General features: G+C 61.6%; 15 protein-coding genes. 3 read left to right on the top strand and 12 right to left on the bottom strand.

Translation table 11 applies throughout. From position 1 onward, the window contains the following. Positions 1-6: 6 nt before the first annotated feature. From AB839_RS03155 to AB839_RS03135, 5 genes are all read right to left on the bottom strand, one after another. Positions 7-1,488, bottom strand: a complete 1,482-nt coding sequence (locus tag AB839_RS03155; protein ID WP_082783278.1) for an MBL fold metallo-hydrolase — start codon at positions 1,486-1,488, stop codon at positions 7-9. 99 nt (positions 1,489-1,587) lie between these two features. Next, entirely contained in the window at positions 1,588-2,238 is a 651-nt protein-coding gene (locus tag AB839_RS03150; RefSeq protein ID WP_061478233.1) for a BON domain-containing protein, read from the bottom strand. Between the two features lie 130 nt (positions 2,239-2,368). Next, positions 2,369-3,208, bottom strand: a complete 840-nt coding sequence (locus tag AB839_RS03145; RefSeq protein ID WP_061478232.1) for a universal stress protein — start codon at positions 3,206-3,208, stop codon at positions 2,369-2,371. An 83-nt stretch (positions 3,209-3,291) separates the two neighbouring features. Further along, on the bottom strand, positions 3,292-4,119 hold the full coding sequence (locus AB839_RS03140; protein ID WP_197467667.1) for a universal stress protein: 828 nt from the start codon (positions 4,117-4,119) through the stop codon (positions 3,292-3,294). 119 nt (positions 4,120-4,238) lie between these two features. Continuing rightward, on the bottom strand, positions 4,239-4,688 hold the full coding sequence (locus AB839_RS03135; RefSeq protein WP_061478230.1) for a CBS domain-containing protein: 450 nt from the start codon (positions 4,686-4,688) through the stop codon (positions 4,239-4,241). A gap of 212 nt (positions 4,689-4,900) precedes the next feature. On the opposite strand from AB839_RS03135, the gene AB839_RS03130 reads away from it, so the two are divergent. After that, a complete protein-coding gene (locus AB839_RS03130) occupies positions 4,901-5,356 on the top strand; it encodes a hypothetical protein (RefSeq protein WP_156476609.1) in 456 nt (151 codons plus the stop codon). A 116-nt stretch (positions 5,357-5,472) separates the two neighbouring features. Then, entirely contained in the window at positions 5,473-5,919 is a 447-nt protein-coding gene (locus tag AB839_RS03125; RefSeq protein ID WP_061478228.1) for an Hsp20/alpha crystallin family protein, read from the top strand. A gap of 103 nt (positions 5,920-6,022) precedes the next feature. Here AB839_RS03125 and AB839_RS21430 read toward each other — a convergent pair whose 3' ends face one another. The 4 genes from AB839_RS21430 to AB839_RS03100 all read right to left on the bottom strand — a co-directional run bounded on the left by AB839_RS21430 (position 6,023) and on the right by AB839_RS03100 (position 10,589). Then, positions 6,023-7,015, bottom strand: a complete 993-nt coding sequence (locus AB839_RS21430; protein ID WP_197467666.1) for a hypothetical protein — start codon at positions 7,013-7,015, stop codon at positions 6,023-6,025. 13 nt (positions 7,016-7,028) lie between these two features. Further along, complete coding sequence (locus AB839_RS03110; RefSeq protein WP_061478225.1) at positions 7,029-8,984, bottom strand: PAS domain S-box protein; 1,956 nt, start codon at positions 8,982-8,984, stop codon at positions 7,029-7,031. 2 nt (positions 8,985-8,986) lie between these two features. Beyond that, on the bottom strand, positions 8,987-9,733 hold the full coding sequence (locus AB839_RS03105) for a response regulator transcription factor (RefSeq protein WP_061478224.1): 747 nt from the start codon (positions 9,731-9,733) through the stop codon (positions 8,987-8,989). Positions 9,734-9,881: 148 nt separating this feature from the next. Further along, on the bottom strand, positions 9,882-10,589 hold the full coding sequence (locus AB839_RS03100) for a helix-turn-helix domain-containing protein (protein ID WP_061478223.1): 708 nt from the start codon (positions 10,587-10,589) through the stop codon (positions 9,882-9,884). A 269-nt stretch (positions 10,590-10,858) separates the two neighbouring features. Here AB839_RS03100 and AB839_RS03095 point away from each other — a divergent pair, with 269 nt between their 5' ends. Then, the gene (locus AB839_RS03095) at positions 10,859-11,449 is read left to right on the top strand and encodes a GNAT family N-acetyltransferase (RefSeq protein WP_061478222.1); all 591 of its coding nucleotides are present in this window, start codon (positions 10,859-10,861) and stop codon (positions 11,447-11,449) included. Positions 11,450-11,537: 88 nt separating this feature from the next. Here the strand turns inward: AB839_RS03095 and AB839_RS03090 are convergent, their stop codons facing one another. From AB839_RS03090 to AB839_RS03080, 3 genes are all read right to left on the bottom strand, one after another. Further along, positions 11,538-12,380, bottom strand: a complete 843-nt coding sequence (locus tag AB839_RS03090; RefSeq protein WP_156476606.1) for a universal stress protein — start codon at positions 12,378-12,380, stop codon at positions 11,538-11,540. Then, positions 12,377-14,986 carry a cation-translocating P-type ATPase gene (locus tag AB839_RS03085; protein ID WP_061478220.1) on the bottom strand — a complete coding sequence of 870 codons (2,610 nt, stop codon included), beginning with the start codon at positions 14,984-14,986 and terminating at the stop codon, positions 12,377-12,379. The genes AB839_RS03090 and AB839_RS03085 overlap by 4 nt, the downstream gene beginning before the upstream one ends. Before the next feature lie 206 nt (positions 14,987-15,192). Beyond that, complete coding sequence (locus AB839_RS03080; protein ID WP_061478219.1) at positions 15,193-15,966, bottom strand: glucose 1-dehydrogenase; 774 nt, start codon at positions 15,964-15,966, stop codon at positions 15,193-15,195. Between the last annotated feature and the right edge of the window lie 179 nt (positions 15,967-16,145).

Raw genomic sequence — 16,145 nt, 5'->3', positions numbered from 1 at the left:
ACGAGCTCACTGGTCCTGGCCGCTTGTCAGTTCATGCGGTGGCGAAGTACCTGCGTCGTGCATCTGTGCAGCAGGATCACCGTCAGTAGCGCGCATCATCAGATCCACTGACTGCATCTGTTCGGCCACGCATACGCACCATCCGAGTTCACGTTCTATTCGCAGTCGCAATGCGTCGGCAGAGTCTGGTTCACCGTGTGTGATGAACACGGCCCGCGGCGATTTGCCCAGCCCGCGCATCCAGTCCAGCAGCTCGTCCGCGTCTGCGTGTGCGGATGCGGACGAGATCGCGATGACTTGCGCCTTCACGCGGATGTCCTCGCCGTAGATGCGCAGATGCGTTGCGCCCTCGGCCAAGGCCGCACCGCGCGTGCCTCCCGCTTGATGGCCTGACAGCACTATCGCGTTGCGATGGTCAGGTGCAAAGGCAATGAGGTGATGAAGAACGCGCCCGCCAGTCAGCATCCCGCTCGCAGAAATGATGATCATGGGGCCATGCCGGCGGTTGAGCGCCTTCGATTCGTCCACGCTGTTGACGACCCGAGTGACCTTCCGGATCAGGTCAAGATCCTGGTGGGTCAATCGATGTTCGGCCTTGTAGCGCTCATACAGTGCTGTGACATCACTGGCCATCGGGCTGTTCAGATATACAGGCACCGCAGGAAGGCGTCCCCTTGCCTGGAGGCTGATGACAGCATGGAGCAGAAGCTGCGCGCGCCCCACCGCAAAGGCCGGGATGATCACCACACCGCCGCGCGCCAGTACGGGTGAGAGCACCTGCTCGATCTCATCGTCCAGCGCGGCGCCAGCATGCCGACGATTGCCATAGGTCGACTCCACCACCAGCCAATCCGATTCAGGTGGAGGCGAGGGGGGATTCATCACCAGATCATGCGGGCGCCCCACATCGCCGCTGAACACAAGGCGGGTCCCCTGAAACTCCAGGGCCACCGAGGCGGCGCCAAGAATGTGGCCCTGGGGAAACAGGGTTGCCGCCAGGCCCGGAACCGGCTCGAACGTCTCCCGATAGGCTACCGGGCACAACTGTCGAAGGCAGCGGTGCGCTTGTTCAGTGGTATACAGCGCCTCCGCGGGATGGTGCCTGGAGCTGCCCTTGAGGTTGGCGTAGTCCGCTTCTTCCTCCAGCAGTTGAGCCGAGTCGGGCAACAATATTCCGCACAGGTCGCGGGTTGCCGGGGTACACCATACCGGTCCTCGAAAGCCCGACTCGACAAGGCGGGGCAGGTAACCACTGTGGTCCAGGTGCGCGTGCGTGAGTATTACTGCGTCGATCGATCCCGGCTCAACCGGGAAGGGGGCCCGGTTTCTAAGGCGCAACGACTTGTATCCCTGGAAAAGTCCGCAGTCGACCAGCACCCTGGAGGACCCCGCCTCGACCAGATAGCGGGACCCGGTCACGGTTCCCGCAGCCCCCAGGAAGGTGAGGCGGAAAGGTAACTGCTTGACGCTGGAAAGACCTGAGTGCATGTCGCGCATTCCGAGCGGTGGCCGTCGCTGTCCGAGGCGGATTTGTTCCCGGGAGCACTTTCCGGGAACACCGCCAGGTCAATTGACAGTTCGTGCGAGTCAGTGAATCTTGATCTGATCCACAACCGAGTTCACGCCCGCGACCGACCACGCGGCCCTTTCTACCGCCCGCCGCTCATCCCAGGTATCGACTTCACCATCGATCGTCACCGCTCCACCACCGCTTACCTTCACCCGGATCCTGCTGGCTTCGACCTCGGCATGCCGTTTCAATGCCTCGGATATGCGTTGCTTCACGTCCGCCGGCTCGACGGTCTTGGCAAGCACAATGCTGTTCGTGATGCCGCGAACGCCCCTCAGCTTGCGAACGACCGATTCGGCGAGCATCCGCTGGTAGTTCCAATCCACCTCCCCTGAGAGCGTGACCCAGCCATGGGAAACGCGGATCTTGACTTTGTCCCGCAGCCCGGCCGTCGCCCAGGTCATTGAAGTGATTGCTCTCTCGGCAAGTTCGTCATCGTGAATGACGTCGTCGCCAGGCAGGCGCACCTCAATGTTCTGGGCAAGCGCTTTCACCCCCTTCACACGCCAAGCGGCACGCTCAGCGGCAAGCTTCTGCGCGTAGCTGGGAACATGCCCATCAAGCGTAACGACTCCGTTCTCGGTCATTACGCCAATGCCAGCGGCGTCAATGCTTGGCTCAAACTCCAACTCTTCCAGGACGTCGCGGCGCAGTTCGAGATCGTTCATGATGGCTTCTCCAGCCTTGTTGGGGAGAGGATACTGTCCGTTCTGGCAGAGCGCGCATCCTGATCCAGGTCAAGTTGCTAGCTGAAATATCAAGTTTTGCGCGAGCTCTGTGGCGCATTCACGTGAGCTGTCAGTGAGAGTAGAGGACTGGGAGCTTTGCATCGAACAACAACTCGCGCGTGACGCCACCGAACGCCCATTCGCGGAACCGTGAATGGCCAAAGCCACCGACGACCAGCATGTCCGCGCCAACGTGATCCGCGTGTTCGAGGAGAAGGGCAGCTGTGCTGACGCCCTCCTCCTTCAGGATCTTCGCCTGAACCTTCACTCCATGGCGTTCCAGATGCCGGGCGATCTCTGCCATGTCTGTCCTTTCGACTGCGCCCTCTCCGTTTTCCACTACCACGATCAGGTGCACTGAATGAGCAGCCAGCAGGAGCGGAAGTGCATCGTGGAGTGCCCGCGATGATTCGCGGGTGGGCGTCCAGGCCACCAGCATGGTCGCGGGTGGCAGCGCCGCACTGGAACCCTTCGGAATGACGAGCACCGGTCGCCCGGAGGCGATCAGCAGGCTACCGAAGTAAGAGCGGCCGAGATCGCCTTCGGCCGTGTCACCTGCAGCCCCCGAAATGACCGAGACGTCCGCATGGACGGCATGCTGGGCGGCAATCTGCGCGGGCGCCCCATAGTACGCCTGGACCAAGCGCACCTCGTGGGAAATGTGCTCTCCGCGCAAACGGGCAGTCAACCGCAAAACGTTGGCCTCACCTTGTGCCTGCAACTGTTGATAAAGATCGCCGACGGCAAAATCGGCGGACGGCCCCCATGCGCTTACCATTGGGTAGGGCAGACTGACCAGCTCCATTACGGTCAGATGGCTCTGAAGCGCCCGCGCCAGCTTCACCGCAGAAGCGAGCGCCTCGTCGTCGCAGAGCGAGCCAGTCTGCGGAGCGAAGATGTCTCTGAACATGGCTACACTCCTTGAATTCTGGAACATCAGTTGCAGTCTCTTCCGCGCGCAATGGCCCCGAGTGGCGACGTGGCGATGACTGGCTAGTGCGAAAGCAACACTGGAAGCGGGCTCGACCTCAGCAATGTCCGTGTCACGCCACCAAAGACGTACTCGGATGCTCTTGATCTGCCATAGGCACCCGCCACGATCAAGTCAGCACCGGACTGCTCGGCATGGCTCAGAATCACCGGCGAAGTTCCGCCATCCATGGGCTCCCTTTGCACCAGGGTCGCACTCACCGAGTGCTGCTGGAGGTGGGCCAGCAGCTGTGCAGCCGCGTCGTTGACATTGTCACCAGCGCCGGCGCCGGATGAGACATGCAGAATGTCAACGTGTTTGGCGACCTTCAGGATCGGAAGCGCGTCGTGTATGGCACGGGTGGCCTCACGCGTATTCTTCCATGCAACCAGAACGCGTTGCGGTGGCATCCGCGCGGTCTCGCCAGGCACGAAGATGATCGGGATTCCCGCCTCCAACAACAACGAGTTGGCAAATGCCTCTTCCGTTCCGTGGTCCTGCCGATGCAGCCCGACGATGGCCAGATCCGCCGTACGCGCGTGAGGCAATGTCTGATAGGTTGCGCTCTCCCATACGTTCTCGTTGGAACGCACCTCCGACGCAGCAGCTTCCTTGGCAAGACGCTCATGCATCCTGGCGGAAAGCGTTCGCACTGTATTCTTGGCTGGTCCATGCAGGGCAGCATACTCTGACGGATAGTACATCCAGCCAGTCGCGATCGGAACGGCGATACTTGCTCCGATGAATGCCACCAGTCTGGCGTTGGAATGCCGCGCGAGCGCGACGGCAACCCCAAGGGCGCCTTCGTGGACACGCCCGAGTGCAAATGGGAGCAGAATATCTTTGTACATGGCGAACTCCGGCTCTATGCGGATTCTTGAACGCAACGACCTCTTGCTGGCAATGTGCCGCGCAACGGGTTGCTCGATGTTGATCCAGGTCAAAGTCACAGGCATTGGCCCCATTGATGCTAGGCGTTCTTCTCCATCTCGCGGACCTGTTCTCGCGTAAACACTTGGCCCAGGTCACGCTGGATCGTTCCAAGCACGCCCTGGATATCGTCCGAGCTCACTATCCCGACCAGGTCGCCTTTGCTGCTGACGACCGGCAGTCTTCGTACCCCTCTGGCCTTCATCATTCTGACAGCGTCGAATAAGTCTTCCTCCTCGATGCAGGTCATAGGCGCGCGCGTCATGATGTCCGAGGCAACCAGCATGGATGCATCCAGGTCTTTCGCCACGATGGCCAGCACGATGTCGCGGTCGGTGATGATCCCGGTCGGAACGCGGTTGCCGTTCGGCTGATCGATGACTACAACCGTACCCACGTGGCGTCTGCGCATCAGCTCCGCGACATTTCTGACCGGCTCCGAGCCTTTCACATAGGCGACACTTCTGCAGCATATGTCAGCGATTCTCATCTTTCTCCTCCATCGCCGGAACTGACCGGCAGCCGCAGGATGAGCAGGCGCTTGGAGAACGATGTTGACGAGGATCAATCAATGATGCCGAAGCCCGCGGGCGAATCGCATTGCCGGGGTTGCCAGATCGGAGACTTTCTTGATCTGGATCAGGTTTCCGCGGGGCAGACAGCGGAAAATTCACCGCGACCATCCACATGGGAGTGCCTTTCGTGAACAAGTTACATTCAACCGTCATCGCCGGATCGTTGCTTGTCCTTGCCTCAATTCCCACATCGGCGTCGGAACGCGACCTCCGGTGCAGTCTTAGCTTCAACTCGAAGGCCTGGTCGGCGCTCTATTCAAGCGCGGTGGGTGAAGGGACGGTCACCTGTGAGGATGGCGCCCCCCTTCAGGTGTCCTTTGCTGCGAAGGGTGTCGGCATCACAGCAGGAAAGTGGAAGATCACCAAGGGAACTGGAAAGTTCACCCGCGTTGCCAGGATTGAAGACGTGTTGGGGAGCTATCTGGCGCTCAGCGGAGACCTCGGGGTTGCCAAGGCCGGTACCGCTCAGGTCCTGACCAAGGGCGATGTGTCGCTCGCACTGGCAGGGAAGGGCGATGGTTTCGACGTCGGCATCGCCATCAGTGAATTCAGGATCAGCAGGCGTAACGAGGCTGAAAAATAGGCTGAGCAGGGCGGCACCGTCGAACGCCAGATTCAGACAATCTTTGCGCATGGTCGCCGTTGATAGTTGAAGCTGGGGAATCACAGCAGCACCGCAATTTCTACTGGAGAACTCTCATGACTCTACCTACCCGCTGGAACCCATTCCGTCAGAACAGCCGCTTCGATCTGTTTCCCGATCTCGATGATCTTGCCCGAAGCATCGGCATGCGCGGGCCATTGGCGCGCCAGTATGAACACATGCTCGAGATGCGCATGGACGTGACTGAGGACAGCAAAAGCTACCGCGTCCTTCTGGATGTGCCTGGCGTGAAGAAGGAGGACATCGATATCTCCATCGATGGCAACCAGGTCACCGTGACCGCCGAAGCCAAGCGCGAAAGAACCCACGAGCAGGAGAAGGAAATTTACAGTGAACGGTATGAGGGGCAGGCCTATCGCTCCTTCAGTCTACCTGCCGATATCGACGGATCCAAAGCAGAAGCACACTACGATGGCGGGGTTCTGAGGCTTGACTTGCCCAAGAAGGCCGGCAACGGCTCCCGCAAGCTGCCGGTGAACTGAAGCAATGCGGCGCTTCCGTCCATAAGAACGGAAGCGCCGACCAGCCCGCACCGCACGACATGGCTACGTGGCGATCAGTCGCCAGGACTGTCGATCAACGCAGCTACCAGCCCTTTCGATCAACGGCCTGCAGCGAGGAAGTAGATTCCAGGCTAGGGAGGGCATCCTGAATCTCGACATCGAAGTAGGGCTGGATGGCGATGCCCATCTTGGCCCTTGCCACCTGGATATCGTTTCCCAAGACATCGTGCCCTCGCTGCACATCGATCGCGAGAGGGTCAATCGCGTCCGTCACGTCATTGGCGAAGCGGGCGAGCTCCGGATGGTGGTCCAGGGCGGTGATCCGTGAATGGCGAACCCCGCCGCGCGCGGCCTCCAGTGCAAGCGATTCAGGTATCGCACGGTTGCGCCACAGTGCAATGCGCTGGTCCAGCGGCTCAAGGCCCATTTGCTGCCCGCGTTCCCGTGCCAGATCAACGTTTCCGCGAAGGCATCCTTCAGCGAGCAGACTGGCCGCCACCACGGCAAACTGGCGCGCCCGCTCAGTGCCGAACGGCGTGCCCAGCCGGCGCAGTGCTTCTGCCATTCCTATGAATCCGATGCGCAGGCTCTGATCGGCGCATGCGCCGTAGCGAAGCAGGGCGTTGTCGAGAAGACGTACGGCGAGGCCAGCGGTTGCGACCATTCGCTCGCAGTCCAAACGGGCGGCACCGACTGACTGCGGGCGGATGAAGGCCGCAAGGTTGAGCACGGCTGCAAGTCCTGTCAGCTCCTCCGGCGGTCGGTGGGTTCCTGCCAGTGCCAGCAAGCGCTCGTCGGGAAGTAGTTCCCAGCGACTGAATACGCTGATGAACCGACGCATCCATAACGGGGCCATTGGACCTTCAACACTGGCAATAGCCTCGGCCACACGCTGCCAGGTCACGTCAACAGTTGTGTCGAGCAGTGTGCCGCCGTTTCGCCAGCGGAAGCGTGAGTCCCATACCTCAACCGCTGCCAGCGATGTGAACTGGGTAGTGAGTACCACGTGGTCGCCCCTTGTGCCTGCCTGCGTACATTGCAGGCAGGCGCCGAAGCGCTTGTTGATCCACGTCAATCCGCTTGCACTATCACCTGCGCTGAAGGCTGCGTCGCAGCGCAGTGGCAAGTTCCTCGCGGCTGTAAGGTTTGCGGAGCAGTTCAAACTGCCGGGTTTGATCGCCGTCAAAGGCCGGACTGTCCTCATATCCCGATGTCAGCAGGATGGCGAGGCGTGGATGGTCTGCACGTGCGGAGAGGGCGAGATCAACGCCATTCATGCCGCTGCCGAGCATGACGTCGCTGAACAGTATGTTGATTTCATCATGCATGGCCAGGTGCGCGATGGCCTCAAGCGCAGATCCGACCGCGTGCGCGTGATACCCCAGTGCTCTGAGGAACGCGATCGCGATGCTGCGGACAGCAGGTTCATCTTCGACCACGAGCACGCACTCGCCGGGAGCTCTGGCTGAGACGGCCGGCGTCGGCGTCGCGTCGGTGTCGCTAGCGATTGCGGCCGGCAGCGATAATTGCACCCGCGTGCCGTAGCCGAGTCGGCTGTCGATATGGAAATGGCCGCCGCTCTGCTCCACAAAGCCATAGACCATGCTTAGCCCCAGACCGCTGCCGCGTCCAGCCTGCTTGGTGGTAAAGAAGGGCTCAACTGCGAGCGCCAGCGTTTCCGGCGACATACCGTGGCCTGTGTCGCTTACGGTGAACAGAATGCTGGCGCCGCCGTGTTGCGATACCAGCGTTTCGGCGCTCAGACGGACCTCTCCGCCGTTGGGCATGGCATCACGGGCATTGAGGATCAGATTCAGAAGGGCCGAATCGAGCTGCGACTCGTCGGCGTAGACTGCAGGCGCGTCTGCTGGACATTCCACTACCAACTGCATGGTATCGCCGAGCGTGCGGCGCAACATTTTCTCCAGATCATCCAACAGGCGCGCTGGTGACACCGCGCTGGGGCGGAGGCGCTGTCGCCGCGCAAAAGCCAGCAGCTTGCGGGTCAGCTCGGCACCGCGGCTGGCCGAGCGCAGCGCACTCGCTATCAGTTCTGCACTCTCAGGATCATTCAGGCAACGCTCTTCGAGCAGTTGAAGGCTGCCGGACATGACGGTCAGCAGGTTGTTGAAATCGTGGGCGATGCCCCCCGTCAACTGACCGACTGCTTCCAGTCGCTGTGAATGGGCAAGCAGTTCTTCGGTACGCCTGCGCTGGATAATTGCGGTTACAAGGTTGGCAACGGACTGCAGCAGATGCATGGCATCGTGGTCAAACGCGCTGCGCTCCGACGAGCGTGCTACCACGACGCCCATGACGTGACCACGATCCAACAGGGGGACCATGGCACCACTTCCAGCCACTCCCTCCAGCAGCGGCAGGGGGCGCGCACTTCCTTCAAGATCGTCCAGTACAAGTGGATGGCTGCTGCTCACATACTGCCAATGATCGGTGTTGAAGAGCTCCCCGGCCGACCAAGGCGTTCCAATCGATGCCCTGATCTCCATCAAGGGCTCCTCTTTGAGGAAGGCGATCACGACCGCGTTCGCGCCAAGCGTGATCGCTAACAGTTCGGGGACGCGGTTGATCAGCGCATCTTGATCGGTCAACTCGATAGCTTCCTGCCCTATGCGTGCAACCAGAGCGTCGTAACGGGCGCGGACCAAGGCCTGGCGAGCGCGCTGGGTTTCGGAAATGTCCCGGATGGAGGCCAGATAGTGGGTGCCTTCATCCAGCCTCAGGGGGCTCAGAGCGATCTCGACTGGAAACTGTGCGCCATCACGACGTTGTCCGACCAGCGCCATGCCGGCGCCACCCATTGGCCGTACCCGGGGTGACTGCATGTAGCGCGATCGATGGCTACGATGCCGCGCCCGCGCGTCCTCGGGTATGAGGTGTTCGATGGTCAAGCCGGAGAGCGCACCCACTGGATAGCCGAAAAGCCGCTCAGCCTGCTGGTTTGCGAGCGCGATCCGTCCCGTCTCGTCAACTACAACCAGCGCATCGGGAACCGACTCGAACAGTTGCGGGAAGACAAGGGCCATGGTTAGAAAGGATGCGCATGAGCAGCGAACAGATAGCCGGCACCACGGACCGATTTGATAATCTGCGGTTGGCCCACGGTGTCGATCTTGCGTCGCAGACGGCCGACCTGCATATCAATTGCGCGATCGAACGGACCCGCCTGGCGGCCATGGATCGCGGTCATCAACTGATCGCGGCTCAACACGTGGTTGGGTCTGCGCAACAGTGCAACCAGCAGATCGAACTCGCCGGTGGTCAATTCGATGTCGCAGCCGTCTCGACCGATCAGTCGCCGTGAGAACAGTTCCAGTCTCAGCCCAGCAAACTCGAAACCCTCCTGGGGGACCGACACGGTCAGCGCTTGTGGGGGTACTCTCCTCAGCACGGATCGGATACGCGCAAGCAGCTCCCTCATATCAAACGGCTTGCTGACATAATCGTCCGCCCCCAGTTCCAGTCCCACCACCTGGTCGACCGATTCGCCGCGTCCGCTGACGATGATCAGCGGGCCCTGCCAGCGGCTGCGGAGGTCGCGAACCAAGGACAGGCCATCCTCGTCTGGCAGCCCCAGGTCCAACAGGATTGCGTCAACTCTAGTGCGTTGCATTACCGACCGCAGAGTGGTGCCATCTGCAGCAACGCTGACCTCCAGCCCGTGCGCTCCCAGATAACGCGAGAGCAGCCTGCCAATCTCCGGGTCGTCGTCAACCACCAGCACATGGGGTGCCGTTGCGGGCGTACTGTCGCGGCGGTGAAGCGATTCCGGCATCCGGGCGCCAGGCAAGGATGGGCTTATGCGCGGATATTTACTCCCTTTCCAAGTAACCGGCAAGCGATCACCGCGGGGCGGGCTCAAGACAGAAGGCGGCAGTATCAGGCGCCAGCCACGGGATCGCGGTGGCTCCACGGGATCGGGATCACGGGCAGGTCAGCATGGATCTCAGGCGGGTCTCGTCACGGATCCGGATTTCACGCCGATTCACGGCGATTACGCCAGTCGCATCAAGATGGGAGAGGGCTCGGGTGACGGTCTCCAGCTGCAGGGCCAGGAAGCTGCCCAGATCTGCGCGGGTCATGCGCAACAGGAGATACTGCGCGCTGTAGCCGAGAGACTGCAGGCGTGCGGCCAGATCCAGCAGGAATGCCACCACCCGCTGTTCGGCACTCAAGGTGCCAAGGGCAAGCATCCAACGCCAATCCCGCCGTATTTCGGCCGCGAGCATGCCGGTAATGAATGGCAACAGGTCGCTTCCTTCACCCTTCAACCACGACAATGGCAGTTCCCAGACCTCACTGGTATCCAGCGCGATCGCATCGCACGCATAAGTGGGCATGTCGAATGAGTCGATGCCGAGCAGTTCGCCGCGCAGATGAAAGCCGGTCACCCTTTCCCGACCATCCTCGCTGAGCACTGAGGTCTTGAACAGGCCCGCATTCACAATGAACAAGGCGCGGCAGGGTTGCCCCGCGCGGAACAGGCATTGCCTGGACTGCAGCCGTCGGCACTGCATCGTAATGTTCGGGAACAATGCTGCGTTTATGACTGTGCCAGCGTGCGGCTCTTGGCATGGTTCGAACGGCCCGACCTGCATGCACGAATCTGGAAAAACCTGACCGTCCCACATCGCCGCGCTCCTCGTCAGGGAATGTGGATCAACGGTACAAGCTATCGATCAGCGGCCGACGACGCGCCGGACACGTTTAGTAACACTGTGTAACACCAGGCAACCTGTCAGGGCGGGCCTTTTCGGAGCTGGGGCCGGCAAGTGCCGGGACCGGACAAATGTGTACGGGCATCATTGCGCGTGCCGGCAGCGTGGATAGTTGATCCAGGTCAAAGCGAGGCTCTCATCAAGTCCTAGCATGGGGCCGTCCTGAATCGAGGCATCTGCTCATGGCAAGCGCACCCGTAACCCAGACCAGCATCGAACCTCAGTGGCTTGAGACGCTGCGCGATGGCAGCCGCGTGCTGATTCGTGCCATCCGACCGCAGGATCGCGAGGCAGAGCGCGCCTTCATCGAAGGCCTCTCCAGCCAAACGCGGCACTATCGCTTTCTAGGTGGACTGTGCCATCCAAGTGAGGAACTCCTGTCACGCCTGACGGTGATCGATCCTGTCAAAGAGGCCGCTTTCATCGCAATCGAGACAGGTGACGTCAACAGCAACATCATTGGCGTCAGTCGTTTCAGTGCGGACAGCGATGGTCAGAACTGCGAGTGTGCGGTCACTGTGTCGGACCAGTGGCAGAACAAGGGACTGGGTACCAGTCTCATGCGCCATCTCATCAAAGTAGCGCGATCGCGTGGCATGCGTACGTTGTACTCGGTGGACCTCTCCGGCAATGCGGCGATGAGGGATCTGGCCCATCACCTGGGATTCACGAGCCGGCTCGATCCCGATGAGCCTTGCCAGGTCATCCACGAGCTCGACCTGCGTCAAGATCTTCACCTGGATACGGCTGACCGCGGCCAACCGGATGCTTGAGATCAACGTATTCACGCACTGCTTCCAGACAGCGCTGCCCAAGGACGGCGGCTGCGGCAGCCGAATGCCACGCATACCACCTGCAGCTTCAATGCGCAAAGAGCACCGGTAGATGTGCAGCATGCAGCAGGTCGCGGGTGACACCACCCAATAGCCACTCGCGTGCGCGCCAGTGTCCATAACCTCCCGCCACGACGAGCTGCGCTCCCGTTGCGCGTGCATGCATCAACACACTCTGGGCGACAGAATCGGCCGCCGGAGGCTGGGACACCATGTTGACCTCGAGGCCGTGACGGGCCAGGTGCACACCAATGTCCAGGCCGATTCGCTCCCGTCCAATCGGATTCTCTTCATCCACGGCCACGTGCACCACGTCGATCGTAGCAGCGGAGATCATGAACGGAAGTGCGTCGTTGAGTGCCCGACTGGCTTCTTCAGTCGGATGCCAGGCGAGGACGATGTGGCGTGGGGGCGCCTGCATGACAGCATGGGCGGGCACAACCAGCACTGGCCGGCCCGATTCGAAAAGCAGCGCATGGAAATACTCATGCGTCAGGCTGGTGCCGCGATCTCCCTGGGTAGGTGCCGCCACGCACGCTACGTCGCTGAATCGCGCGTGGAGTGCTGCGATATGGGTTGGATCCTCCAGCAAGGCTTCATCCAGTCGGACCTCCCAGGAAATTCCTTCCTTCTCCAGGAACGTGCGTAGTCTGGACGCGTTCTGCTGGCCCACTTTGCGAAGTTCGGCATACATCGCAAGCAAGCCGGGTTCGGGAGGAAACCCCCAGGGATTGGCGAAGGCGGTTGGCAGATTCACCATTTCAAGCACCGCAAGGTGGGCGTTGAATCCAGATGCCAGCCGGACAGCGGCCGCAAGCGCAGGCCCATCGCCGGGAGTTCCAGTGATGGGAAGAAGAATATCTTTGATCACGGCGATTCTCCGTGGGATGACGAAACCGAAGATCCCGTTCGGTGTGGCGAGCCATTTTGACCTGGATCAACGGATTCACCGATCACGGGAGAGGGCGGCCATTGGCCCACTGCGAATCGCGGGAAGTGCTCATGCCATCTTGCTCGCAGCCATTCAGCGCCGCCCAGAATCAGGGGCGGCAGCACTAATGCGACGGCCGCCAACGAGAGAGGAGGGCGTGCAAATCCGAACCAACGCGACGGCCCTGACAGTAGAATGACTGCGGCCAGCAGCAACAGCGCGGAAGCGACGATGGTCCAGAATACCGGATTGCGCCTGCGCCACCACGACCCTTGCTCGGCACCGACACGGTTGATAACAATAAGTGAGAGATTGGAGACGACCAGTGCAACGAACGCCACTGCACCGGTCTGTTGCACGGGCAAGTGCTGGCTCTGTCCCAAGAGGTAGATCACGGCCACTGCCCCGAACGCGAGCCCCCCTTGGCCCATACTCTCCAGCAGCAGACGCACGTTGAGCAAACGATGATCGGGGCGGCGCGGCGGGCGACGCATGATGTCCGGTGCGCCGCCTTCGCGTTCGAACACCAGCGTGGAGGCTGGATCGATGATCAGCTCCAGGCACACCACATGCAATGGAAGCAGTACCAGTGGCTGCCCGATCATCAGCGGCAGCAGTGCCAGGCCGGTGATCGGCACGTGTACGGCCAGGATGTAGCGCACTGCGCGGACGATGTTGTCATAAATGATACGCCCGCGCCGGATGGCGTGCACGATCGTTACGAAGTTGTCGTCCAGCAGTACGATTGACGCGGCCTCACGCGCGACATCAGTTCCGCGTGCCCCCATCGCCACGCCTACATGGGCCGCCATGAGCGCGGGCGCATCGTTCACGCCGTCCCCGGTCATCGCCACCACGTGGCCTGATGCCTGCAGCGCTTTGACCAGCGCCAGTTTGAGGTCTGGCTTGATTCGCGCGAAGACGTACGTGTCATACAGCTTGCGAGCGATGCCATCCCTGTCGAGGCTGGGGAAGGCGTCGCCCACTGCTACGGTGTCACCGGGAATCCCCGCCTGGGTGGCGATCGCGCGAGCCGTTTCCGGATGATCGCCTGTCAGCATGAGCACACGGATACCTGCGGCGGCTGCTTCATGAACCGCCTCGGGAACGCCGGCCCGAAGCGGATCGGCGAAGCCCACCAGGCCACGCCACTCCAGCGGGCAGCTGCCCAGGGTGGCGGGCGCTATTCTCAGGCCAGCGCCCGGGGGGCTGGCAGCCACTGCAAGTACGCGCAATCCACGCCGGCCCATCGCAGCGACTTCGGCGAGCACGGCGGTTCGCCGACCCTCCACCAACCCGCACAGGCGAGTGACATCCTCCGGAGCTCCTTTGCAGAACACCGCGATCTCGGCGCTGCCAGGCAGGCGCCAAGCATGGCCTACTGCCAACAGCGCACGCGTCAAGGGGTACTCGGCGACACGATGCGCAGCCGGTGGTCGAACCGTCGATGGGACGCCACGCAGGGACATCCGCAATGCGTTTTCCATCGGATCCACAGCATCATCGGCACAGGCGGCGTCCGCGGATTCGAGCAGATTTCGGAAGACAGGGGAGAGGTCGCCGGACAAGCACGACCGATCCTGACCGGCCACGAGTTCAACGACGGCCATCCGGTTCTCGGTGAGTGTGCCGGTCTTATCCGTGCAGAGCACCGTTACTGCACCCAGTGCTTCGATCGCGGGAGGGTGCCGGACCAGTACCCGATGCCGGGCCATTCGCCACGCGCCCAGCGCCAGAAAGACGCTGAGCACGACTGGAAATTCTTCCGGAACATTGGCCATTGCCAAGGTGACGCCCGCCAGCGCAGCCTGCAGCCAGTCACGGTGAAGAACAAAGTGGAGGACAGCCACCAGCGTGCTCGCCGCGAGCGCAAGCGCCGTGAACGCCAGGACGGCGCGCCGGATCTGTCGCTGCATTGGTGTCGGTGGGGTGCGTACCTGCTGCAGGGATGCGCCGATCTGGCCAATAGCGGTATCGGTACCTGTTGCCGTCACGACCGCCGTCGCGTGTCCGGCAACGACCAATGTGCCGGCGTAGACGCGGTCCTGCGTCATCACCCCGCAAACTCGCCGTACGGCGACGGACTCACCGGTCAACAGCGATTCGTCCAACTGCAGCACCTCGCCGCTCAATCCATCGTCGGCGACGAGCCGCGCATCCGCTGGCACCCGGTCGCCTTCGGAGAGCTGTAGGACGTCGCCACGCACGATGTCGCGGCTCGACAGCGACACAGGGCGACCGTCACGGCGTACCCGGGCCATCGGACTCCCGAGCTCCCTGAGTGCTCTGAGCGCGCGCTCGGAGCGATACTCCTGATAGAACGTCAGGCCGACGACGAGCAGGACTGATACGCCCAGCATTCCCGCATCAGTCGGATCGCCAAGCAGCAAATGGATCGTCGCAGCGGCGACGAGCAGCAGCAGCATCGGTTCGGCGAGCACGCTGCGCATGATGCGCAATCCGCCACGGCCATCGGATTGGGGCAACACGTTGGGCCCCTCCGATGCCAAGCGACGGAGCGCTTCGGCGAAGGACAGGCCTTGCACCCGACCACCTGCTTTTCCAGGCGGCTGCGGCGCGGCGGTGGATCTGACGACTCGCACGGGAAGTTATTGCCTTGGAGGGATGCCTCACCGTGAACCATTCCCGCTCACGGTCTTTGATCTGCATCAACTACCCGCCGCATTCGACCGATCCGCAAAGAGGAACCCTGCAATCCCAGCGCCGACCCTGACGTGCACCGGCAGGCGCTCTAGCGCGCTGTGTACCCACCGTCTATGACCAGCTCGGCACCAGTGACGAAGCGGGCCTCATCGGAGGCCAGATAGACAACGCCCCAGGCGATATCGTCCACGTCGCCAATGTGTCCCAGCGGATGCAATCTCCCAAGTTCGGTCAGCGCACGGTCCAGATCGGTCGCGCCACTATCGCGCAGGTGATGCTCGACCATTGGCGTGCGGATGTAGCCTGGATGCACAGAGTTCACGCGGATGTTGTCAGACGCGTAGAGGAGGGCGTCGGTCTTGCTCATGAGACGGACAGCTCCCTTCGAGGCATGGTACGGAGGCACGTCAGCCGCTCCAACAAGGCCGTAGATAGAAGAAAGGTTGATGATGCTGCCGGCGCGGGCGCGGCGCATGTGGGGTATCGCGTGCTTGGTGCAGAAGAATACGCCCTTGACGTTGACCGCCTGCACTCGATCCCATTCTTCTTCGGTAAGCTCATGCGTCGGCTTGTTCGCACCGGCGATGCCGGCATTGTTGACGAGGACATCCACGCGCCCGAACGCGGCAGCTACCGCATCGATCGCGCCAGATACGTCGATTTCGCGAGCGACATCAACATGCCAGTAGCGCGAAGCACATCCTGCTTGAAGCAGTTCGGCGGCCAGCGCTTCCCCCTGCGAATCAAGCAGGTCGAACAGGGCGACAGCGGCCCCCTCCTGGGCCAGGCGTCTGGCGCATGCTTGACCAATACCCACCGCCGCACCGGTGATAATGCATACTTTCTCACGCAGCCTGTTCATGACCCTGCCAGACGGCACGACGCATTGCCTGCCTCCGCCTGCTACGCTGCACCAGGCAAGAACATGTAAGTTGATCTGGATCAACAATGCGGCTTTTTGATCCAGCGTGCACGTCCGCCAACTGATGCGTTGAAGCGATTGCAGACCGGTCTGCGCAATGCCAATCCTTGACCTAGATC

Origin of the sequence: Stenotrophomonas sp. DDT-1 (genome assembly GCF_001580555.1) — a bacterium.
Lineage (GTDB): Bacteria > Pseudomonadota > Gammaproteobacteria > Xanthomonadales > Xanthomonadaceae > Stenotrophomonas > Stenotrophomonas sepilia.
The sequence above is the reverse complement of the archived record's forward strand: the minus strand, read 5'-3'. Positions and strand labels throughout refer to the sequence as shown.